Here is a 24,381-nt window from a genome sequence, read left to right as displayed (position 1 = left end):
ATTTACTCTATATGAGTATGGAGGTACATATTATGAATAAAAAGGTTCTTTCCTTAGGTGTAATGCTTTCTTTAGTTACTACTGGTGCATTCGCCGCTGATGTAGTAACTACATCCGTTAACAACGGAGACCAATTAAGCAAATATCAAAAAGAAGCTATTCAATTAACACAAAAGCAATTAGCAGAAAAATCTGTTTTAGACAGTAAAACCTATGAACGTACATTAGCTTTAAACGAAGCCCGTACGGTTGATTTAGCATTAGCTAATAATCGTACAGCTAAGCAAACTAAATGGGGTTATGAAGCTGCTAAATCTGCAGTAAGCCAAGTAGCAGCTGGTAAGAATCCAAGTGTTAGTTATGGTTGGAGTGCTCAAAAAATGGGCGGTGACACAGGTAGTGGCAAATCTGGTAGTCATAACTTCTCCATTAGTGCGCCTGTATTCAATCCACAACTCGATGCAAGCATTGATTCTGCACGTTATACTCGTGAAGGTACTGGTGCTAGCTATGAAGAGGCTTTACAACAAGCAAAATATGATGCTCTTAACGGTTATTATACATTGATTATGAGCCGTAATATGGTAGATGTAGCACAACAAGCTGTTAAAGATTATCAAGGTCATGTAACCAATGTAGAGGCACAGTATAATGTTGGTTTAGTGGCGAGCTCCGATGTATTGGCCGCTAAAACAAATCTTGATGATTCTCAAACATCTCTTGTAAAAGCGCAAAATGCTGCAAATTTAGCAGAGGCGAACTTAAATCAAGTTATTGCATACCCTGCACAAACGGCTATTACTACAGCAGAGCATGATTTACAATATAAACCATATAATGTAACCTTGGAGCAAGCGAAAGCATATGCTATGCTTCATCGTTCCGCTCTTGTTAAATCAGCTCTTGATGTAAAATCTGCGGAAGAAGCTGTAAAATCTGCTAAGGCGGGTTATTTGCCTACGGTTGCTGTAAAAGCTGGTCGTGGCTATGGTGATCCAGATGGTTACTTTGGTACAAGTACAAAGTCCTGGAGTGTTGGTGCTAGTGCTACTTGGAACTTATGGGATGGTGGTGCAACACAAAATGCTATTAAAAAAGCAAATGCACAACTTGAACAAGCAAAAGAAGCTAACTTGGCAACTGTTGATGCTGTATTGTTAGCCGTACAAAAAGCATACTTGAATTTACGAGCTGCTGAACAAACAATCCAAAGTACACAAACTGCAGTCGCACAAGGTCAAGAAAGTTTCCGTATTGCTACGCTTCGTTACCGTGCAGGTGTTGGTACGAACCTTGATGTACTTGATGCAGAAACTAAGTTGACAACAGCTCGTAATAACTATGTAGAAGCTCTTTACAATTACAATATTAGCATTGCGGCTCTTGAACAATTAACAGGCGTTCCATTGTCTACTCCTGTAGGTCAAGGTGCTGAAGTTATCGCTAATAGTGGTGCTGTTGAACAATTGTCAAAACTAGGCGGCAATCAATAATATGATCTTTAAAAAGACGACTTCGGTCGTCTTTTTTCTTGTAATGGACATTATAGACAATGAGTGTTCTTGATAGGTTTTATAAAATTCACTCTGAAAATACTATAGTTATTACTGTGTCTGTGGTAAGATTAGTATATATATTTATATTATTCATAATGTGTATGGGAGTATCATTATGACCCGTAAAAAGTGGCTCCTTATCGGTGCAGCGATTTTAGGTTTGTCTGGTATTGTTGGTGCCAGCATTAATCCTATGGCTCAAACTTACATTGCACCTATGGTTAAAGAACAAGTAAATAATGTCATAAACGGTTCTATAGACTATGATTCTCTCCGAATTAATTGGAATGGTGATGTTGTTCTAACAGATGTGACTATCAAAGATAGAGATGGTCATTTAGTTGGAACTGCTCAAGAGGTAGCTGTAGGAGTTAAACTATCTTCTTTGCCGAAGATTGTCGGTGGCAACACATCAGGGGCTACGGCTATTTCTAGTGTAATCGTTGAGGCGCCAGATTTTCATATATGGCAACTAGCTGATGGGGCGTGGAGTATAACTAAGTTAGTAAAACCATCCGATCCAAATAAGTCGGGTACTTTTGATGGCTCTGTGACTATTAATAATGGTCGCGTAGCGCTACGTACTAAAGATGGAATAAAGAGGAATGTAGAAAATCTTGATGGGACTATGGCGCTTGATATGAGTGGCATGTCTAAAGGTGCCTTTACTGCTGATGTAGATGGTTCCGCAATTACCTTGAATGGCAAAATTGATATGAACAATGTATCTAATTTTGATCTCTTTGTACAAGCTGATGAAATTGATACTGCTGGTATTATGAGTTTTGTTCCACTTCGTAAGGATCTATCTGTAACGAGTGGTAAGTTACAAGATTTACATTTAAATCTTAAAAGTGAAGATGGCAAATACATTATGAGTGGTAATGTAGGCTTTAAAGGTTTAACAGGCACTTATAAACGGGGTAATACAATTTATAATATTACCGATGGCACGGGTCGCATTATGCTTAATAATGATCAAATCGTTATTAGTCGTAGTTCTTGGAGGGTAAATGATCAAGTAACAAAGATCAATGGCTTAGTTACACTAGGCAAAGATGAAGAGTATTTAAATCTTAATGTTGTGGCCGATAAAGTAGATTTAGAGGCGATAACAGACGTCGGTGTTTCTGGTATTGTAGGTGGGCGTGCACATATTGGTGGTACGACAGTAGCTCCTCGTGTAGATGCAACGATTGCTAGTGATGGTATTTCTTATAATGGTTACTATATTGATCGTTTACAAGGTGATATTGTATATGATAACGGTTTAGTTCGTACGGATGATGTGCGCCTATCAGTAGGCGAAGGTAGTGCAAAGGTTAAGGGCCAATATGTGGTTGATACAGGGGATTTTGATACTACTATAAAGATTCAAAATTTACCTTTAGGCACTTTCACAAAAGATATGATCTCACCGGTTACAGGTAATATCGATGGTGAGATGCGTATCTTAGGAAAAAATAATCAAGTTACAGATGTTGTAGGCTCTGTTAAAGGTCGCCAAATAGGCATTCGCGGTGTTGTAGTTGATACTGCAAAAGCTAACTTTACGCATGCTGATAATAGTACAAATATGACCGTTGTAGGCACTATAGGAGATGGGGCGCTAAGCGGATATGGCTATATCCAAAATGGTAATATAGATGCCACTATTTCCGGTAATGCATTGCCATTGACCGCACTAAGTCTTATTATTGGTCAAGATGTTGATGGCACCTTGAATACCTCTTTTGCGATACAAGGTACATTGGATAATCCAAATGTAATGGGCACTGTATGGGGGCAAGAGGTACATTATAAAGGGGCTCGATTCAATAATATCCATGGAGATATTAAGCTAGATAACCATATTCTCACTATCACCAATGGACATATTGGTGATGGCGATGGGGGCTATGATGTTAATGGTTGGTATAATCTTAATACAGATGTGTTAGATCTAAATGCCAAGGCTCGGGCTGCTCGTATTGAAAATGTGATTCGTACTGTTACAGATGTTCCTATTACAGGTTGGTTTGAAACAGACAATCATATTACAGGGACGGCTGCAAATCCGATTATAGAAGGTCGTGCTCATTTGTGGGATGGTTCTGCTTATGGCAAACTCGTGACCAATGCGTTTGCAAAATATAACTATCAGAATGATACATTAGAGCTTTATAGATTTGATATTGAAGGTTATGGTGCAACTATCACAGGTGGCGGTACAGTATCTAAAGAAGCAATTAATATTGATTTTGAAGGCAAAAAAATTGATATGGGCAGATTGCTCATTAATACGGATTACAAAGTTGATGGTTTGCTATCTGGTCGAGGACAAATTACTGGATCTGTGGATAACCCTCAATTCAATGGCTATATTTCATCCGATGCCTTATCAGTTAATGGGGAATTATTGAACGATATTCATGGTCGTGTTTATGCAGATAAATCGGTTGTAAATGTGCAAGATTTCACCTTTGCTGAAGCCGATGGTGGTCGCTACACTGCTAAAGGTGGTATGAAGTTTGATGATAGTAGACAACTATTTGGTGTATTAGATGTTACTAATGGTAGCGTAAAGAATTTGCTAACCTTGCTAGACCGGTCCAATGAACACATTGATGGCAAATTAAATGGTTCTGTTGAAATCGGAGGTACACGCGACAATCCAAGCGTTAATGTAACAGGCAAGATTAATGATGTAAGTATTGATGAAAAGATTGTTGGTGATGCAACTATCGATGCAAGTCTTGCTAATCGTAAATTCAAAGTTACAACTTTGAAACTGCCTGTTGATGAAGGTCTCATTGCAATAGGCGGTACGATGGATCTTGATGGTCAAGCGGACTTACAGGTTGCATTAAAGGATGTTGATATAGTACCGTTCTTGCCACTTATGGGTAAGGATATTCAAGCTACTGGTTGGGTGACTGGCGTTGTAAATATCACTGGGGAAACTAAGAATCCTAAAGTAGAATTATCCGGTGCTGTAGAGTCGGGGTCCTTTAATGGTGTTGGTATTGATGAAGGTTTTGTATTGGCTACAATGCAAGATCAAGTTATTCAGATTCAACGAATTCAAGGTGCCAAAAGTGGGTATAAGCTAAGTGTCTATGGTAAGATTCCATTAGCGGCAATCTTTACGTCTGGGTATATTCCAGCAAATGATAGCAAATCTATGGATGTAACTATTGATTTTAACGAAGCAGATATGGCTGTTATCCCTCTTCTTACAACTAGTGTTAAGGAGGCAACAGGTCCGTTAAAAGGCACGGTTCACATTACAGGCACTATTGATCAGCCTGAAGCATATGGTACTGTATCGGTACGTAATGGTACGATGAAATTGGCAAGTGTAGAAAATCAAATTACTGGTATTGATGGTGACTTAATTTTCTCTGGTCAACAAGGTGATTTCCAATCCCGTATTAATATGGGCAAAGGCTCAGCTGGTTTGGCTGCTAAAGTAAATTGGTCTGGACATACTCTTACTAATTACAAGGCGGCAGTTCAGCTAGAAGACTTAGAGGTTCGCAGTGAATATGTAAGAGGACCTTTGAATGGTGAACTTTATATTGCTGACCGAGATGGATTGCTGACCCTTATTGGTACTTTAAATCTTGAAAAGATTCAATTCAAAATTCCTCTTTCCTTACAATCTAGTGAAAGTACCAAAGATATGGGGGTGGATGTTACTGTTCATGCGGGTAAAGGTGTACGTTTATATGATCGCACCTTATACAACATGTTTATCAGTGGCGATGTTCATTTTGGTGGATCCTTACAAAATCCAACTGCTAGTGGTCAATTCGATGTTAGAAATGGCACGTTTAAGTATTTGAGCCATGTATTTAATATTACAAAAGGGAATGCTCATTTCGTAGGTGGCTCTTATTTACCAAACTTACAATTAGAGGCTGAAACAAATGTAAGTAATTACACTATTATGCTTGGCGTAAAAGGGACAGTGGATCATATGGACTTATCATTGTCCTCTAATCCTACATTGTCTAGAAAGCAAATCATTTCCATGTTGACCTTCGGCCGCGGTGCAGATTCAAATAGTAGTACTTTGACAAATGAAGATGTGAATGCTGTGGCTACAGCAGGGCTTCAAATGTTTGCTTTTGGCTATGTACAAGATGCATTACAAAATACACTTGGGTTAGACCGCATCAATATTACAACAGGGTCAATTGATCCCGATGAGCCAACCAATAGGGATACGGCAAGTAATTATAATATTGAAATCGGTAAATATGTATTACCGAGAGTCATGTTGACTTATTCTCAAGGTATTAATAACAAACAAAATAAATATGGTATAGAATATTCTGTTAAACGAAACCTTAAGTTCACGGGATGGCATACATCAAAAGGGAACAATTATATAGGTGGTCGTTGGACACGTAGCTTTTAAGAGCATGGCTAGAATGTGTAAACCCCTTAGGTATGCACATTCTAGTCATATTAATTTCATAAAATTTGTTTAATATAGTACTCATTCCAAGCAATTTATGCTATAATGATAAAGATTTATTAGTCTTTATAAATAAGATGTAAACTCTTTATGGGGATGAGTTCTAGGAGGAATTTATGTTTAAACCAAAAGCTTATAAAAGTATGCTTGCAGCGTCCGTGTTGACCGCTGTCATGGGGACAGGCAGTGTATTTGCTGCTGAGGTACAAGCTGGCTATACTCCAGATTTAAATAGCACAACGACGACTAATGCTGCTACAACAAATGATGCAGCTACTACACAAGCTGTTTATAATGCTGATGCAACTACTACAACTATACAAGATGAAACTGATGCAGCTATCTTAGCTGCTCGTGGTGATACGACTATATCTAGTGACGGCACTGTAGTAAAAGGTTCTGATGGAACTGTTACAGTCAATAATGCTGCTTTAAAAACTGATGATAAACAAGTAAAAATGGTATCTAAAACTACTGGTGGTACTGATCTTGATAAGGCTGCTGAAAATGGCCAAACTCAAGCTGTTACGACAGTAGAAGCACAATATGTTACATCTGCTAGTGCAGAATCTGTTAATCCTTACGTAGGTAAATTGATTACCGGTTTGTCTATATCTGGGGTTACAGCTGAACAACAAGCAAATTTATTGCCAATTTTAACTGAAAAAGTTGGCGATGCCGTATCTGTTGATGGTGTATTTAAAGATGTAACTAATCTTGGTAATACTGGGTACTTCTCTGAAGTAAATCCTGTATTCACTTCCGTGCCTGAAGGCGTAAAACTGGACTTTGCTGTAACCGTAAATCCAGTTACCACTGGCGTTTCCTTTGAAGGTAATACTGTATATTCCTCCGAAGTATTGACTAAGTTCATGGACATTCAACCAGGTCAAGTTCTTAACTCTGTATCCGTAGGGCAAAAAGTTCAAGGTATTAATGCTGCATATGCTCGTGATGGCTATATGTTAGCACACGTTGATGGTGTCCGTGTAGATGACCAAGGCGTACTTCATATACACATTGTTGAAGGTATCGTAGAAGATATCATTCCAGCAGGTAACAAGAAAACCCGCAATAAAGTTATTACTCGTGAATTTGTTCAAAAGAAAGGAAAACCTTTTAATAAATTCTTGGTACGTCGTTCTGTAGAACGCGTATATAACTTAGGTTTCTTTGATGACGTAAACGTTCGTATGTTGCCAGGTGAACAAGATCCAAATAATGTAATTATTGAAATCGATGTATTGGAACATAAGACTGGTACCATCACATTAGGTGCTGGTTACTCTAAATCTGATGGGTTGATGGGTATTGTTGAATTCGGTGAAGATAACTTCCGTGGTACTGGCGATAAATTTAAAGTTCACTGGGAAATCGGTGGTAAGAAAAAATATAAGAACTACCAAATCTCCTACTTGAAACCTTGGATCGATAGCAAAGGTACATCTCTTGGCTTCTCCTTCTTCAACCGCGAAGATGAATACACAGATTACAATGAAGATGGTAATGAAGTAGCAGAATACAATAAGAAATCTCGTGGTTTCAATATTTCCTTCGGTCGTCAAACTGGGGAATATACTCGTGATTACTTGACATTAGAATCCCGTAAAGATTCTTATAAATGGGATGATGATGATAGCTCTGGTTTCCGTTATGATAAAAATGCGGGTAAAGGTACAAACTGGGATAATGGTTCCTATAACTTCGCATCTGACAACTATGTAAAAAATAACTTCGGTCGCATTAACTCTGTAACATGGCAAAAAGTATACGATTCTCGCGATAATATCTATGAACCAACTCGTGGTCGTCGTATTTCCTATACTACACAATGGGCTGGTCATGGTTTGGGCGGTGACTTCGACTTCTACAAATTCACAGCTGAAACTCGTATGTACAAGAAATTGGGTGCTAAAAATGTATTGGCATTCCGTGCACGTGCTGGTTTCATCCAAGGTGATGCTCCTTATAGCCAATTGTTCACATTGGGCGGTGCTGATTCCTTACGTGGTTATGAAGATGATCAATTCCGTGGTAAGAAGATGTACAATGCTACATTGGAATTCCGTTTCCCAATTGTTAAGAAAGTTAGCGGTGTGTTATTCGGTGATATTGGTGATGCATGGGATGCACCAAATGTTACATGGTATAACAGCAAAAAATCCTTTAACTATGGCGTTGGTGCTGGTGTTCGTATTACAACTCCAATTGGTCCTGTTAAACTTGACTATGGCGTGGGTAAACACAAAAATAAATTCCACTTCAGCTTCGGTACACAATTCTAATATAGTAAATGTATATGGTGAAGGCCTCTTTTTAAAGAGGCTTTCACCAATATCTCTATATGGCATCCTTTGATGCAGTGATTTAAAGAAATGAGGGCACTCTATTATGATGCGAATGATGAACAACAAGGCGAATGTAAAGATTTTTTCCATCGTCATTGCTGCAATTTTTATTGTTGGTATTGGTGCGTTAGCTTATACGCAAATGGCTTCGCCTAGTAGTAATAGTGGGACTAGTACTATTGGGGTTATCGATACATCTCGTATGTTGTCTCAAGATAATCCAATTTATATCTCTGCAGCTCAAGAGTATATGAGCTATCAAAGCCAATTACAACAAGAAACGCAAGCTAAAATTGATGCAGCACAAGATGATGCTACTAAACAAAAAATTGCTGAAGAAGCGCGTCAAAACCTAGCTAAAAAAGATCAAGAAATTGCTAAATCCGTTCAAGATAAAGCTATGGAGGCTGCAAAAGCGGTTGGTGATGCTAAGGGTCTTAGCGTTGTTATGACTAAAGATACTGTACTATATGGCGGTGTTGACATTACAGATCAAGTATTGAAAAAACTAGCTACTGATGCAAAAAAATAAACTGTAGTTCTATGTAAGGGAGAACGACAATGAACGGGAAACAACGATATATAGGACTAGTCATATTTCTCGTTGCTGCAATAAGTGCTATGGTTTGGGCCTATGGCTTTGTAACAAATCGCCAACAGGGTCCTGATGGCATGTCAATAGGTGTTGTACGCATTGATGATGTACTAGAGTTTAATCCATCCTATGCGGATTATAAACAAGCCAAGAATGAACTGGAACTTTTACAACGTCAATATGAACTTGAACAACAAGCCTTAAATGCCAAGTCAGAGACACAAGATGAACAGTTGAAAACACTTGCACTGGATTCAACCTTGTCAGATGCTCTTACGGTAGAATTGCAAACTCGTATTGCAACAAAAGAAAATGAACTAAATCAGCAATTAAATTCGAAGCGCAATGAATTGACTCAAAAGTATTTAGCTGAGTTAAAGGTTAGTACTAATGAATATGATCTGGAAATCGTAAACCTTCAATTAGACTTATATGCCTATGATGCACGTGTATATATAGATGATGCACAAAGGGCGGCGGCTATGGCTGAAAAGGCTAAAAAAGAAGAAAGATTAAAAGAATTATTAGCTAAGAGAAAACCGTCGGATTTCGATGTGGATTCAATTAAAGCAAAGGTACAGGCTGAGCTTGCTCCAATGCAACAAAAAGGGCAGGAAGAGCTCAATCAATACGCTGCATCCCTACAGAAGGAATTAGCTGAGAAACGTGACTCCATGATGCAACAACAAGCACAAGCCATCATTGCTAATAATAATCTGCCTGTGGCGCAAGATTGGAATGATACATGGGCAAAAAAACTTTCAGATAAAGAAGCTGAAGTGAGTGCACTTCATGAGGCCATTTTAGAAGATGTTCGTATGCGCGTAGCAATTATTGCGGAGGAACAACATTTAGATTTAGTCATCATCGATGATGGTGGTAATATTAAAGGGCTTGATATTACTGATGCAGTGAAGGCGTCCTATCGAGTTCAATAAGGAGTTATATTATGAATAAACGTATTAAATCTTTAGTATTAGGTGCATCTTTAGTAGCTTCTATGGCTATCTTAGGTGGTTGTGGTTCTAATAATGTTGGTTATGTTGATAGCGTGAAAGTGGCAAACAGTACTGAAAAAGGCATTGAAATTACTAAAGAAATCAATGCTAAAAAAGCGGAATTAGATGCTAAAATTGCTGCTGCCGATGAAGCATCTAAACAAAATGTATTTAATCAAGCGAATCAAGAATTAAATGCCTTTGCGAATGCAAAAGCGCAAGAATATCGTCAATATCAAGAACAAAAAATCAATGAACTTGTGAAAGAAAAAAAACTTGATGTTATTATTGAGAAAGGCGCTGTTGTTGGCGGTGGCTCTGATGTAACTGATGATTTGATTACAAAAATGGGTAAAGCTTCTGACGACCAAATCAAAGAAGTTGAAAATGCAGCTAAAGCCCAAGAGCAACAAGATGCTCAGCAAAATGCACAACAAGCAGATCAAGCTGCAACAAGTACAACTGAAGCTGCACAATAATTGAGGATTACCACGGGGGAGGAGTTTGCCTTGGAAAAAACTTTACAGGAACTCGCAAATTTAGTAGGCGGTCAACTTATAGGGGATGAGTCTATTGTCATTACTGAGACACGTAGCTTTGAGCAAGCAGTAAAACAATCCATAACTTTTGCAATAGGTGAATATGTTGAACATATTGCATTATGCCAAGCGGGTGCTGTTATCGTTGAATCGGAAGTAAAAAATGCACCGATGGCGCAAATCGTAGTTGATAATGCAAAAGCCGCATTCGCCCAAGTGCTAGAAGTATTCCATCCACCTGTTGTAGTTCCCCGTGAAGTGCATAGTACAGCTATTATTGGCAAGAATGTTACACTTGGTAAAAATGTAGCTATTGGTGCCTATTGTGTTATTAATGATAATGCTGTTATCGGTGATAATGTAACGATTCGACCTTATGTATATATTGGTCATAATGTACGAATTGGGGAAGATTCTGATATCTATGCAGGTGCTATCGTACATGAGAACTGTATTTTGGGTAAACGCGTTGTATTGCGTGCTAAAGCAGTTATTGGTGGTGAAGGTTTTGGCTTTGCCACAGAAAATGGTATTCATACGCATATTCCTCAAGTAGGCAATGTTATTCTTGAAGATGATGTAGAAATTGGCTCTTGCACTACTGTTGATAATGCTACAATGGGATCTACCTTGGTACGTCGCGGTACAAAAATTGACAATCTTGTTCACCTTGGCCACAATGTTGAGATTGGAGAAGATTGTTTCTTGATTGCACAGGTTGGGATTGCAGGTAGTACAAAATGTGGTAACCATGTAATCTTTGCAGGACAAACAGGCTGTACTGGTCATATTACAATTGGAGATAATGTACAATTTGCAGGTAAAACAGGAATTACTGGTAATGTACCATCTAATTCTGTTATGGCTGGATATCCAATGAGACCTCATAAAGAGTGGTTAAAATTGGCTGCTTACGAGAATCGTTTGCCAGAAATGGTGAAAACTGTAAAACAATTACAAAAAGAAATTGACGCTTTGAAAGCACAGCTTAAGGAGAGCTAATAATCCATGTATAGGTTTATGAAAATCTTTAGTGCCTTTATTTGCTTATTACCTAAAGGTTTGCAATATGCTATTGGTACATTGCTAGGTGAAATTGCGTGGCTAGTGGTGCCACCTAAACGCAAGCGCCTGGCGATAGGCCAAATTTTATTCTGTAATATTACAGATGATCCTAAAGAAGCTCGACGTATTGCGAAAGCTAGCACTACACGCTTTGGCCGTATGATTATTGATGTATTGCGCTATCCTGAAATTAAAGATGGCGCATACAAAGATATGGTAGAGTTTATTAATCGAGAGTACTTAGATGATGCCTTAGAAAATGGTCGAGGTGCAATCTTAGCCGCTGTTCATAGTGGTAACTGGGAACTCCTAGGTGCCGTTCTTGCTTCTGAAGGGTATCCGTTGATTTCTGTGGCTATGAAACAGAATGGTGATGCCGATAAGTTTATCAATGAATATCGTCGGATTATGCATCAACATGTGACCTATAAAACAGGTGTTCGTGAAATGATTAATGAACTAAAAAAAGGTGCATTTTTAGGCCTTATTATGGATCAGGACCCTGGTGATGATGGCGTTCTTGCACCATTCTTTGGTTATGAAACATTGACGGCTGCGGGACCAGCTGTATTGGCTCGTATGCAAGATGTGCCCATTATTTTTGTAACCATACATTATAGTCCGTTTTCTGAGAAACATGAGATTGAAGCGCATCCACCAATTTATGTGGAACGCACAGATGATAAAAAGCGTGATATAGCGGTAACAACAACTCGTCTAAATGAGTTTATTGAAGATTATATTCGGCGATATCCTGAAGATTGGTTTTGGCTTCATAACCGTTGGAAATGGACTCGTCGTTTTTATGGTGAACAAATAGATACACCACCTGATGTTTTTCAATAGTTAATAATTTTAAAGAGATTTTGTTTATGCGATTGTGGAATGTCCAAGATGAAACTGATTCCTATTAGCATGGATGAAATCTCTTTTTATTTTATAACTTATAATTTAGTGTTTAAAAATAATCTATTAAAATTTTAAAGACTAAGAATAGTCTTTCCAATTAGCGTAATATATGGTAAATTTCTTGTAACGCCTATGCAAATAGGGTATAATACATATTGGTGTATAGTAAACGTGAATTCAGATTATGAAAGGACATTCTTATGAGTAAGCCACAACAAACAATAGAAAAGGCTGTTTCATATCAAGGGATTGGCCTTCATAGCGGTGAACCAGTACATATGGTTTTCAAACCTGCACCTGAAGATACAGGAATTGTGTTTGTCCGCACGGACATTGAAGGGAATCCTTTTGTGCGAGCACACATTGATAATGTGACGAACACTATGCGCGCTACCACGTTGGAAAATGGTGAAGCAAAGGTATTCACTGTAGAGCATGTAATGGCAGCGTTCAGTGCTATGAATATTGATAACTGTTATATTGAAATGGATTCTCCAGAACCTCCAGTAGGTGATGGCAGTAGTGCTATTTTTGTCAATCTTATTGAAGAGGCTGGCATTAAAGAACAAACAGCACCGCGTCAGGTATATAAAGTGACTCGATCCCATGCTGTTTATGATGGAGACCGTTTTGTTGTGATCTTGCCATATGATGGTTATCGTATGACGTTCACATCTATTAACAGTCATCCGTTGCTGGGCACTCAACAATGTGATTTTGAAGTATCACCAGAATACTTTAAAGAGCATATTGGGTCTGCTAGGACTATCGGATTTATGAAAGAATTAGAACAATTACAGGCCATGGGCCTTGCAAAAGGCGGTAGCTTAGATAATGCATTAGTCTATGATGATGAGAAATGTCTATCTGTACCACGCTTTGATGACGAATTAGTTCGTCATAAAGCATTAGATGTTATAGGAGATTTATTCTTATTAGGACCAATTGAAGGCCATGTAATTGCTTTGAAATCGAGTCATGAACTAAATTCAAGATTGGCTCGCAGTATAATGGAAGAAATAAGGGAGACACAGCCATGATTCTTAATCACGAAGATATTTTAGAAATTTTACCTCATCGTTATCCAATGCTTTTGGTGGATCGCATTGTTGAGTTAGAACCTATGAAACGTGCTGTGGGTATTAAAAATGCTACATTCAACGAATTATTCTTCCAAGGTCACTTTCCAGGGAACCCAGTTATGCCAGGTGTATTATTGACTGAAGCTATTGCTCAAGTTGGTGGTATTGCATTATTGTACCCTGAGGAAAATCGTGGTCTTACTCCTATGTTTACAGGTATTGATAAAGTGCGTTTCCGCCATCCTGTAAAACCTGGCGATCAAGTTCGCATGGAGGTAGATATTGTTAAAATTAAAGGTAAAATGGGCAAGGTTGAAGGCCGTGCCTATGTTGGCGACAAATTGTGCGCTAGCGGTGAATACATGTTTGCCCTTGTATAATAGAATGAGGAGTGATTGTAGTGATAGTTGTAGGCATGGAAAATGCGGAATCCAACATCCATAGTACAGCCATAGTCCATCCAAATGCTAAATTGGGCAAAGATGTAATCGTAGGTCCTGGCGCTGTTATCGGCGAACATGTCGAGATTGGCGATGGCACACAAATCGGTGCACATGTTGTAATTGGTGGTTGGACAACCATTGGTAAGCGTTGTGAAATTTATCCTAACGCATCTATTGGGTTGGAACCGCAAGATTTAAAATTTAAAGGCGAAAAAAGCTATTGTAATATTGGCGATGAAACGGTTATTCGTGAATTCGTAACTATTAGCCGCGCTACTGGTGAAGGTGAAGAAACACGTGTAGGCAATAATTGTTTACTTCAAGCCTGTACACATGTGGCTCATAACTGTATCGTTGGTAATAATGTAATAATGAGTAATTGTGCTGGTCTTGCAGGGCACGCTATCGTTGAAGATCGTGTAGTTATTGGCGGTCTTGCTGGTATTCATCAATTTGTTAAAATCGGCCGTAACGCTATGGTTGGCGGAATGGCTAAGGTGGTACAAGATATCCCACCTTACGTAATTGCTGATGGTCAACCGGCACGTGTTATCGGTCTTAACTCTGTAGGATTATCTCGTGCAGGGATTTCCGAAGATGTACGACGTGATTTAAAACAGGCATTCCGTATTATTTATCGTTCTGGATTCAGCTTATCCAAGGCAATTGAAGAAATGGAATTACAATTGGACTCTTCCGTAGAAATTGAAAATTTATTACGATTCCTACGCAATGCCGATAGAGGCATTATGCGTACTCGTCGTGACTAATTATGAGGACCTCGTACCATGTGCGAGGTCTTTTTGTGCATATTATAACTGGTTGAGTTTTATATTAATGATAATTTGCATTATATTTTCATAATTATAAAAAGTTTTGATAGATATATTCGTAGATGTTTTAGTGCTTAAAAGTAATAAGGAAATTTTAATAAAATGATGAAGAAAAGGGCATAAAGCTTGGCTTTTTAATGGTAAAAAGTAGCTATTTATAGTAAAATATATTGTATATGATTATGTCTATTTTTAGGCATTTTCATAGGGAACTTGAAATTACTAATTGATATATAGGCCGTGAGGTCATCTAGGAGGTATAGTCTTGGCAAAGGTAGGATTAATTGCGGGCATTGGTGTTTTGCCTGTAGAATTCATGCGTGCCGCTCATGTATTGGGCCACGAGGTGGTTGTTATCGGTGTAGTACCTGATATAGACCCAGCTCTAAAGGCTGAGGCTGATGCTTTCTATGATATTGGTGTTGCTAAACTAGGTAAAATCTTTAAAACCTTGAAAAAAGAAGAGGTTCAAGAGTTAACTATGCTTGGAAAAGTCACTAAAGAGATTCTCTTTAAAGGCCTTACATTTCCTGATTTAAAAACATTAGGCGTTTTAAAGCGGCTCAAAAATCGTAAAGATGATACGATTATGCTTGCCATCGTTGATGAAATCGAACGAGAAGGCTTTAAAGTATTAGATCAAACAGCATACTTGAAACCATTTATGCCAAAGGTAGGAGTGCTTTCAAAAGCACAACCTACAGATGAGCAATGGGCTGACATTTGTTTTGGTTTTGAATTAGCTAAACAAATGGGGGCCCTTGATATTGGTCAAACCGTTGTTGTTAAACATAAGGCGGTCATGGCAATTGAAGCCATTGAAGGGACTGACAAGTGTATCTTGAGAGGTGGAGAACTGGGTCGCGGAGATGCGATTGTTGTTAAAACAGAAAAACCAAATCAAGACGTACGCTTTGATGTGCCAGCAGTAGGCATAAAAACGCTCATGTCTATGATTGATAGCGGTTGTAAGGTGCTAGCTGTAGAAGCGGAAAAGACTATTTTCGTACAACAACAAGATGTGCTTAATATGGCAGATTGTCATGGTATTGTTATCTGTGCTGTAGACCAAGAATTTGTAAATTCCAGAAAGGATACATAATGAAAGTCATGTTTTCCGCCGGTGAAGCTTCCGGCGATACTCATGCGGCAAGTGTAGCCAATGCATTGAGAGAAATAGATCCTTCTGTAGAGATGTTTGGTATGGGTGGCACCCTGATGGAACGCGCTGGTGTTCGCATCGTGTATGACATTAAGAATCTTGGTGTCATTGGTATTGTAGAGATTGTGAAATCATTGCCAAAATTCTTTAAGCTGCGCACATATTTGAAACGTGTCATGATGAAGGAAAAACCAGATATTCTCGTTTGTGTAGATTATCCAGGTTTTAATATGAAATTAGCTGCGGTGGCTCATGAACTGGGGATTCCTGTTTTATATTATATTGCTCCAACGATTTGGGCTTGGCACAGTAGTCGTGGTAATACAATTCGTAAGTATGTAACCAAGGTAGCATCTATCTTCCCATTTGAAGCTGAAGCGTATCGTAAGTATAAATGTGATGTAGACTTTGTAGGGCATCCTTTACTCGATATCGTACACCCTACGATGACTAAGCAAGAGGCCGAAGAATATTTTGGGGCTCGTAAAGAGGCTAAAAAAGTATTGCTCATGCCTGGCAGTCGTAAACAAGAGGTTTTATCATTGCTTGATACGATGTTAAAAAGTGGTGAGCAATTGATAGCGAAGCATGACGATATTCAATTCTTCTTGCCTCGAGCACATACAATTGATCGAAGTGAGCTAGAAGCGTTTATCAATTCTCATAAGGTGCCTGTTACGATTACGGAAGACCATACATATGACTTGATGCAGATTTGTGATGTGTGCCTTGCCGCATCAGGAACGGCTACATTAGAAACGGCGATGATGGAATTGCCAACGGTATTATTGTATCGTGTATCTCCAATTACGTATGGTATTGGTAAGATGGTTGTGAATGTAACATATGTGGGCTTGCCTAATATTGTAGCGGGTAAAGAAGTCATTCCCGAATTATTACAAGATGCTGTCACTCCAGACGCAATTGTGTCTTTGGTAGAACCATTGCTCAGAGATGTAGACAAAAATGAAGCTATGCGCAGTGAATTGTGCGAAGTACGTCATAAATTAGGTGAGCCGGGTGCAGTAAAACGGGTAGCACATCTTGTATATAATCTCGGTAAGGAGAAATGTAATGAATAGTTATTCTAGGCTCTTATACTTTGTAAAGCCTTATTATAAGCGAATGCTTTTTGCAGTGTTCTGCATGATTGTCGCTGCTGCTGCCTATTTGGTAGTACCTTGGCTAATTAAGAATGTAGTAGACCAAGTATTAGATGAAAAGAATATGTTTATGTTGAACCTCATTGTAGGTGCTATTATACTCATTTTCCTAATTCGTGGCTTTGCTACCTATGGTCAAACTTATAACATGTCCTACATCGGACAGCGCGTGATTATCGATGTACGTGAGGCTATTTTTAATCATCTACAAAAATTAAGCTTATCCTATTTCGATCGTCGTAAGACGGGCGTTATCATGAGTAATCTTACAAATGACGTAGCTGCACTGCAAACGGCCGTGGTAGATAACTTGATTTCTTTTATCACTGAATCTGTAACACTTATCGGTTCCTTGGTGTCCATGCTTCTCATTGACTGGAAATTGACGTTAGTTACTTTTATTACGGTTCCCGTAGTTTTAGTGATTATCAATGTTTTTGGTAAGAAGCTTCGCGTGGCGGGGCATGATGTCCAAGGGCGCGTAGCTGATATTACGGCACTTTTACAAGAGGTAATTAGTGCAGTTCGCGTTGTAAAATCCTTTGCTCGTGAAGATTTTGAGCGTAAGCGTTTTGAAGATGAAAATGATCGCAATTTTAAAGCAGTTATCAAAGCTACTAAATTGACTAGCTTGTTAAGCCCAATGGTTGAGTTTTCTGCGGCAATCGCTGTAGCAGTCATCCTTTGGTACGGTGGTTACTCCGTAGTAACAGGTGCTATTACTGCAGGTTCTTTGATTGCTTTCTTGATTTATGCTATTAACTTGTCAAATCCCGTAAAACGTTTGAGTCAAGTATATGGTAATATTCAAAAGGCGTTGGCTGCTGCCGATCGTGTATTTGAAATTTTAGATACTAAAACAGATGTTGTGGAGAAACCTGATGCTATTACATTGCCTGCGATTACCGGCAATGTGGAGTTTAATGATGTTTCTTTCTCCTATGATGGAGAAAAGACTGCCTTAGAAAATTTTGCCTTGTCAGTTAAGGCTGGCGAAAGTGTAGCCCTTGTTGGACCATCTGGTGCAGGTAAGACAACTCTCGCTAACTTACTACCTCGTTTCTATGATGTAACCAGTGGTTCTATTACAATTGATGGTTACGATATAAAAGATGTTACTTTTAAATCTTTGCGTGAACAAATTGGTCTTGTACCACAGGAAACCATATTATTCAATGCTACAATTAAAGAGAATATCTTGTATGGCCGTTTAGATGCTACTGATGAAGACGTGTATGAAGCGGCTAAAGCGGCTAACGTACTTGAGTTTGTTGAGAAGATGCCTGATGGTCTCGATACAATTGTAGGCGAACGAGGCAGTTCATTATCTGGTGGACAACGTCAACGCGTTGCCATCGCACGCGCTATTTTAAAAGATCCTCGTATTTTAATTCTAGATGAAGCTACATCTGCTTTAGATACGGAGAGTGAAAAACTTGTACAAGAGGCGTTAGATCGTCTCATGAAAGGGCGTACGGCATTTGTTATTGCCCATCGATTGAGCACCGTTCAAAATGCTCATCAAATTGTTGTACTTAATCAAGGTCGCTTGGTAGAGCAGGGGACTCACCAAGAGCTATTAGCTGTTGACGGCGGATTGTACAATCATCTTTATTCCGTTCAATTCTCCAATAAAGGATAACCATGTACTGGATATATAACGTATTGCTCATATTTTATTGGATTGGCTTGATTCCGGTTATTTTATACCGACTTGCCTTTGAAGATGGCTTTTATGAGCGTATCAAACAAAGTGCAGGCTATATGCCCGCTTCGCTATTAAAGAAAATTGAAGGGCGTCGTGCTATTTGGATTCACGCCGCTTCCGTAGGGGAAATTGTGGCTACCAGTCCATTGGTAAAAGAGGTTAAAAAGGAATTTCCTGAAGCTGTTGTGGTTGTGTCAGTAGTTACTGCTACTGGTCATGCTATGGCTCATCGTATCATTCCTGAAGCAGAAGGAATTATATTCTTTCCCCTTGATTTGCCGTATTTAACTCGTAAAATTTTACATATTATTAAGCCGATTACTATTTTACTCGTAGAAACTGAAATTTGGCCAAACTTCTTGCGTATCGCCGAATCGGAAAACATTCCAGTTATGATGGTTAATGGACGCATTTCAGATCGCAGTATGAAACGTTATAAGTATATCAGTGCTTTTACGCGTGAAATGTTACGCTCTATTGAGCGTTTCTGCATGCAGTCCAAATTTGATGCGGCGTATATTGAAAGTTTAGGTGCTCATACACCTGATATTACCGTAACAGGTAATATGAAATACGATCAAACATATGCCACCGTATCATATGAAGAAAAACAAGCTCTTCTCGATGAATTTGGCTTTGGAAATAATCATCCTATCATTATTGCAGGTAGTACTCACAAAGGTGAAGAAGAGGCTATTTTTGAAACCTTCAAGCAAGTATTGAAAGAGTATCCACAAGCTCGTTTATTGATTGCGCCTCGTGAAATTTATCGCGGTCATGATGTGCAAAATATTGCAAAGCGTTATGAATTGAGTGCTATTTGTCGTAGCGATATGAAGGAGCCTGTTCATGAAGGTATTCCCGTTGTCGTTTTAGATACCATTGGTGAACTTGGCCGACTGTATAGCTTAGGCGATATTATCTTTGTTGGTGGTTCCCTTGTTAAAACTGGAGGCCATAATATTTTGGAACCAGCTGCACATGGTAAGCCAATTTTGGTTGGGCCTCATATGTTTAACTTTAAAGAAATTTTCGCCTTATTAAACTCTCGAAATGCTTGTGAGCAAGTGAAGAATGGAAAAGAGTTAACCGCTATGGTCTTGCGTTTATGTAAGGATAGAGACTTGGCTAAAAAGATGGGGCAAAACTGCCTGGATATCATTAAAGAAAATCGTGGTGCTACGCGGCGTAATACACAAGAGTTACGTTTGCTATTTGAGAAACATCAAATTATTCCGTAGTAAGACTAAATTTGTAGATTAGTTTACTGTATTACATAATAGGAGGCGTCACCTATGAGTGGGGAAGCATTATTCAAATCCATCGTTAGTGGTGAAGATCAATCCGTATTAGGTGATATAGCTCGCTCCAGTTTAGGCCTTTTGAGTAAAGGTTATGAGAAAGCTGTATCAATACGCAATGCTCGATTTGATGAGGGTAAAGGCGTTACGAAAGTTACAGTGCCTGTAATCAGCGTTGGCAACATTACGGCTGGTGGTACTGGAAAAACACCGATGGTGCGATTTATTTGTGATGTGCTTACTCAGAAGGGCCTTCATCCTACTGTTCTTAGTCGTGGATACCGTGCAGAAGATAATAACAAAAATATTATTATTTCTAAAGATGGAACAATGCTTGTAGAGCCATCTATCAGTGGTGATGAGGCTTGGTTACTGGCTAAGGTTTTACAAAAATCTAATGTAATCATTGGACGTGAACGTTCCAAATCTGCAGAAATCGCTATTAATGAGCTAGGTGCCGATTGTCTTATTATGGATGATGGCTTTCAACATCGTGCACTAGCAAGAGATATTGATATTGTACTAATCGATGCATCCAATCCGTTTGGCTATGAACATGTATTGCCACGGGGACTATTACGTGAACCCCTTAGTGGTTTACAGCGTGCGGATATTATCGTTCTTACTAAGGTTGATCAAGTAGCACCGGGTATTGTATCCGGCATTCGAAAGCGATTAACTCAGATGATTCCCAATATACCTGTCTATGAAACAACACATAAGCCGCAATTTATGTACACCTTAGATGAGTGGGCTAATGGTTCTGTTGGGGCTTCTGTAGATGCTTACAAGGAACAACGCATTATGGCTGTAAGTGGAATTGGAAACCCTCAATCCTTTACACAAACGTTAACTGATGTAGGGTATAACGTTGTTCATACCTTGCCATTTGGAGATCATCATGACTTTTCAAATGATGATGTAGTTGAGATTTGGAAACAAGCATTTGCTCATCAAGCTGATGCTATTTGCATTACAGAAAAGGATGCAGTTAAGTTAAGTCAGTTGCATGCAATTGAAGACTTGAAAATACCGATTCTGGTGCTATCTATAGGGATTGAATTTGTTCCTGGAAAACAAGAATTCATAGAAAATTTAGAGATTTAGTGTATAATAATAAGATACACGAATAACAGAAATGGGGTTTTATCGTGAAGTTTGGATGTGTTATTCCTGCGCGTTATGGTTCTACAAGATTACCGGGCAAACCATTAGCTGATATTGCAGGTAAACCTATGATTGAACGGGTTTATGCAAGGGTATCACAAGCTACAAAGACAGTATGTACAATTGTAGCCACTGATGATAACCGCGTATATTCTGCAGTACAACAGTTTGGGGGAACTGTTATGATGACAGATCCTAATCACCCTACAGGGACGGATCGATTAGCAGAGGTTGCGAGTCATTATACAGACTTGGATGTTGTTATCAATGTCCAAGGTGATGAACCGATGATTGATCCAAATCTTATTGATGACTTGGCACGTCTATTTGAGGAAGATCCAAACTTGCAGATGGCCACAGTAGCTACTCCTTTATTAGAGGAAGAGTACGAGGAGCCATCAGCGGTAAAGGTCATTTTAAATAATCGTAATGATGCGATGTATTTTTCTAGATCTTTAATCCCATATCCTCGCCATGATTTTGTGCGTCCGCCACTAAAACATATTGGCATCTATGCATATCGTAGAGAGTTTTTATTAAACTACGCTAAGATGGAGCCAACTCCGGCGGAGCGAACAGAATCTCTAGAACAATTACGTGCTCTAGAGAACGGTTATACAATTCGTGTTATTTTGACAAATAAACGATTTATCGGTGTTGATACACCTGAAGACTTAGCTCGTGTTAATGCAATTTACGAGCAAGAGGAGAAATAAATGAAAACAGTTCAAATTAAAGATATTACTGTGGGTGGCGGCAAGGGTTTATTTGTCCTTGCAGGTCCATGTGTTATTGAGGACTATGACCGCACATTAGCTATCGGTAAACGAGCAAAAGAGATATGCGAACGTTTAGGTGTTCCCTATATCTTTAAAGCTTCCTTTGATAAAGCTAATCGCTCTAGCTTTAGTTCCTTCCGTGGACCAGGTCTTGAGGAAGGGTTAAAAATGCTTGCTTCTATTAAGAAGGAACTCAATGTGCCCGTTGTCAGTGACATTCACTCTATCGAGCAAATTGAACCTGCAGCTGAAGTATTAGATATTCTACAAATTCCAGCTTTTTTATGCCGTCAAACTGATCTTGTTTACGGCGCTGCTAAAACTGGTAAATGCGTAAATGTTAAAAAAGGTCAATTCATGGCTCCTAAGGACATGGAAAATGTTCTTAATAAAATGAAAGAAACAGGTAATGAAAATCTTATGCTTACCGAACGTGGTTTTAGCTTTGGTTATAATAATCTCGTAGTTGACATGAGATCCTTCCCAATTATGCGTTCTTTCGACTATCCAGTAATTTTTGATGCTACTCATAGCGTTCAATTACCAGGTGGTGCAGGGACTAAATCTAGTGGTAACCGTGAATTTGTACCAAATTTGGCACGTGCGGCTGTGGCTAGTGGTGTAGATGGGCTATTCTTTGAAGTGCACGATAATCCTGAGGAAGCATTGTCTGATGGTCCTAATATGTTGTATTTAGATCAATTCGAAGATGTGCTTCGTGATTTAGTAGCTATTGATAAAATCGTAAAAGGTTAGGGGCGGTATTTGTGACTATTTTAGAACAAGCGGCACAGGTGCTTCATGAGGAAGCTCGTGCTATTGAAGAATTAAGTTCTCGTTTGGATCACAATTTTGTAAATGCTGTAAATATGATTTTGGCTTGTAAGGGCCGTGTAGTATGTACAGGAATGGGAAAATCTGGTCATATTGGTCGTAAAATTGCGGCTACCTTGGCTAGTACAGGGACACCGGCACTTTTTATGCATCCTGGTGAAGGCGTGCATGGTGATCTCGGTATGATTACTGAAGATGATGTAGTGTTAGCATTTTCTAATAGTGGTGAAACAGGAGAAATCATTAGTATTTTGCCGTCTCTGCGCCGCATAGGAGCTAAATTAATCTGTGTTGTAGGGAAACCAGAGTCTACATTAGCAAAAAATTCTGATATTGTATTGTTGGCAGAGGTAGAACGAGAAGCTTGTCCATTGGGTTTAGCACCTACTACAAGTACTACTGTTGCTCTAGCACTAGGTGATGCATTAGCAGTATGTTTATTGGAACGCCATCATTTTACTCCAGAAAACTTTGCTGTATTCCATCCAGGAGGTTCCTTAGGTCGTAAATTATTGTTGACTGTAGAAAATATTATGCATGGTGGCGAAGATAATCCAACAGTATTTAAAGGGGCTACCGTTCGCGATGCACTCTTTGTAATGACAGAAAAAGGGTTAGGTGCTACAAATGTTATTGATGAAGAAGGACATTTGTTAGGCCTAGTTACTGATGGTGATGTGCGTCGTGGACTTGATTCTGGCAGCAATTTTTTAGAATGGCCCGTAGAGGATATGATGACGTCTATGCCGCGTACGATTACAAAGGATAAACTGGCCGCAGAAGCGCTTCATTTGATGGAGAAAAATCAACCCCGTCCTATCACCGTATTACCAGTGGTTGATATTAATAATGTATGTCTTGGCATTGTTCACATCACGGATTTATTGCGTAGAGGCATTGTATAATGAATATTCAATGGATTGTTCTCGATGTTGATGGAGTTTTATCAGATGGAACTCTAATTTACACATCGACTGGAGAAGAGCTCAAAGCCTTTTCTGTAAAAGATGGTTTAGGCTTGACTGCGGCTCGTAAATCAGGGATAAAGTTAGCAATTATCACGGCTCGCGTATCTCCGATGGTAGAGCATCGTGCGAAGGAGTTACACTTTGATGAACTTCTTATGGGGTATGCTAATAAAACTGAAGCATTAAGAACTCTTTGTAAAAAACATCAAATCGACTTAGATTCGGTTGCTTACATGGGGGATGATCTTAATGATTTAGGAGCTCTTCAACTCGTAGGTTTGCCGATGGCACCAAATAATGCGGTATTAGAGGTTAAATCAATAGCTAAATTTATTTCTACCGTCAATGGTGGACATGGTGCCGTTAGAGAGGCTGTAGAATATATCTTGAAGAATCAAGGTTTATGGGATTCTGTTGTTGCAGATTATGCGCGAGAGGCCCATGCTCATGGACAATAAAGGAGGTG

At 39.0% G+C, this 24,381-nt stretch carries 20 protein-coding genes; all 20 read left to right on the top strand.

Annotation, left to right across the window (positions count from 1 at the left end; all coding sequences use genetic code 11):
* Positions 1–32: 32 nt before the first annotated feature.
* The 20 genes from NE668_RS07790 to NE668_RS07695 all read left to right on the top strand — a co-directional run bounded on the left by NE668_RS07790 (position 33) and on the right by NE668_RS07695 (position 24,373).
* Positions 33–1,493: a TolC family protein gene (locus NE668_RS07790; protein WP_227037930.1), complete on the top strand. Its 1,461-nt coding sequence runs from the start codon at positions 33–35 to the stop codon at positions 1,491–1,493.
* A 178-nt stretch (positions 1,494–1,671) separates the two neighbouring features.
* A complete protein-coding gene (locus NE668_RS07785) occupies positions 1,672–5,961 on the top strand; it encodes a translocation/assembly module TamB domain-containing protein (RefSeq protein ID WP_227037931.1) in 4,290 nt (1,429 codons plus the stop codon).
* Positions 5,962–6,137: 176 nt separating this feature from the next.
* Positions 6,138–8,306 carry a BamA/OMP85 family outer membrane protein gene (locus tag NE668_RS07780; protein ID WP_004695462.1) on the top strand — a complete coding sequence of 723 codons (2,169 nt, stop codon included), beginning with the start codon at positions 6,138–6,140 and terminating at the stop codon, positions 8,304–8,306.
* A gap of 106 nt (positions 8,307–8,412) precedes the next feature.
* Positions 8,413–8,901 carry an OmpH/Skp family outer membrane protein gene (locus NE668_RS07775; protein ID WP_004695463.1) on the top strand — a complete coding sequence of 163 codons (489 nt, stop codon included), beginning with the start codon at positions 8,413–8,415 and terminating at the stop codon, positions 8,899–8,901.
* Positions 8,902–8,930: 29 nt separating this feature from the next.
* Entirely contained in the window at positions 8,931–9,902 is a 972-nt protein-coding gene (locus tag NE668_RS07770; protein WP_227037932.1) for a coiled-coil domain-containing protein, read from the top strand.
* An 11-nt stretch (positions 9,903–9,913) separates the two neighbouring features.
* On the top strand, positions 9,914–10,441 hold the full coding sequence (locus NE668_RS07765; RefSeq protein ID WP_012864064.1) for an OmpH/Skp family outer membrane protein: 528 nt from the start codon (positions 9,914–9,916) through the stop codon (positions 10,439–10,441).
* A gap of 30 nt (positions 10,442–10,471) precedes the next feature.
* Positions 10,472–11,503 (top strand): UDP-3-O-(3-hydroxymyristoyl)glucosamine N-acyltransferase, encoded by a 1,032-nt coding sequence (gene lpxD, locus NE668_RS07760; protein WP_012864065.1) that lies wholly within the window; start codon positions 10,472–10,474, stop codon positions 11,501–11,503.
* 6 nt (positions 11,504–11,509) lie between these two features.
* The gene (locus NE668_RS07755; RefSeq protein ID WP_128114131.1) at positions 11,510–12,412 is read left to right on the top strand and encodes a lysophospholipid acyltransferase family protein; all 903 of its coding nucleotides are present in this window, start codon (positions 11,510–11,512) and stop codon (positions 12,410–12,412) included.
* Between the two features lie 263 nt (positions 12,413–12,675).
* Positions 12,676–13,515, top strand: a complete 840-nt coding sequence (gene lpxC, locus NE668_RS07750) for a UDP-3-O-acyl-N-acetylglucosamine deacetylase (RefSeq protein WP_227037933.1) — start codon at positions 12,676–12,678, stop codon at positions 13,513–13,515.
* A complete protein-coding gene (fabZ, locus tag NE668_RS07745) occupies positions 13,512–13,937 on the top strand; it encodes a 3-hydroxyacyl-ACP dehydratase FabZ (RefSeq protein ID WP_004695477.1) in 426 nt (141 codons plus the stop codon). Before lpxC ends, fabZ begins: the two co-directional genes overlap by 4 nt.
* 20 nt (positions 13,938–13,957) lie before the next feature.
* Positions 13,958–14,770: an acyl-ACP--UDP-N-acetylglucosamine O-acyltransferase gene (lpxA, locus tag NE668_RS07740; RefSeq protein ID WP_004695481.1), complete on the top strand. Its 813-nt coding sequence runs from the start codon at positions 13,958–13,960 to the stop codon at positions 14,768–14,770.
* 328 nt (positions 14,771–15,098) lie between these two features.
* A complete protein-coding gene (locus NE668_RS07735) occupies positions 15,099–15,935 on the top strand; it encodes an LpxI family protein (protein WP_227037934.1) in 837 nt (278 codons plus the stop codon).
* Positions 15,935–17,077 (top strand): lipid-A-disaccharide synthase, encoded by a 1,143-nt coding sequence (gene lpxB, locus NE668_RS07730; RefSeq protein ID WP_227037935.1) that lies wholly within the window; start codon positions 15,935–15,937, stop codon positions 17,075–17,077. Before NE668_RS07735 ends, lpxB begins: the two co-directional genes overlap by 1 nt.
* Entirely contained in the window at positions 17,070–18,800 is a 1,731-nt protein-coding gene (locus NE668_RS07725; protein WP_227037936.1) for an ABC transporter ATP-binding protein, read from the top strand. Before lpxB ends, NE668_RS07725 begins: the two co-directional genes overlap by 8 nt.
* 2 nt (positions 18,801–18,802) lie before the next feature.
* Complete coding sequence (locus tag NE668_RS07720; RefSeq protein WP_012864072.1) at positions 18,803–20,107, top strand: 3-deoxy-D-manno-octulosonic acid transferase; 1,305 nt, start codon at positions 18,803–18,805, stop codon at positions 20,105–20,107.
* 54 nt (positions 20,108–20,161) lie between these two features.
* A complete protein-coding gene (lpxK, locus tag NE668_RS07715) occupies positions 20,162–21,274 on the top strand; it encodes a tetraacyldisaccharide 4'-kinase (protein ID WP_227037937.1) in 1,113 nt (370 codons plus the stop codon).
* Between the two features lie 44 nt (positions 21,275–21,318).
* Positions 21,319–22,050, top strand: coding sequence for a 3-deoxy-manno-octulosonate cytidylyltransferase (gene kdsB, locus NE668_RS07710; RefSeq protein WP_004698512.1), 732 nt, complete (start codon positions 21,319–21,321; stop codon positions 22,048–22,050).
* Positions 22,051–22,869 (top strand): 3-deoxy-8-phosphooctulonate synthase, encoded by an 819-nt coding sequence (gene kdsA, locus NE668_RS07705; RefSeq protein WP_008715784.1) that lies wholly within the window; start codon positions 22,051–22,053, stop codon positions 22,867–22,869.
* Positions 22,870–22,880: 11 nt separating this feature from the next.
* Positions 22,881–23,852, top strand: coding sequence for a KpsF/GutQ family sugar-phosphate isomerase (locus tag NE668_RS07700; protein ID WP_227037938.1), 972 nt, complete (start codon positions 22,881–22,883; stop codon positions 23,850–23,852).
* The gene (locus NE668_RS07695) at positions 23,852–24,373 is read left to right on the top strand and encodes a KdsC family phosphatase (protein ID WP_227037939.1); all 522 of its coding nucleotides are present in this window, start codon (positions 23,852–23,854) and stop codon (positions 24,371–24,373) included. Before NE668_RS07700 ends, NE668_RS07695 begins: the two co-directional genes overlap by 1 nt.
* Positions 24,374–24,381 lie beyond the last annotated feature (8 nt).

The sequence above is a fragment of the Veillonella parvula genome (assembly GCF_024461875.1).
Taxonomy (GTDB): Bacteria; Bacillota; Negativicutes; order Veillonellales; family Veillonellaceae; genus Veillonella; species Veillonella parvula_I.
The sequence above is the reverse complement of the archived record's forward strand: the minus strand, read 5'-3'. Positions and strand labels throughout refer to the sequence as shown.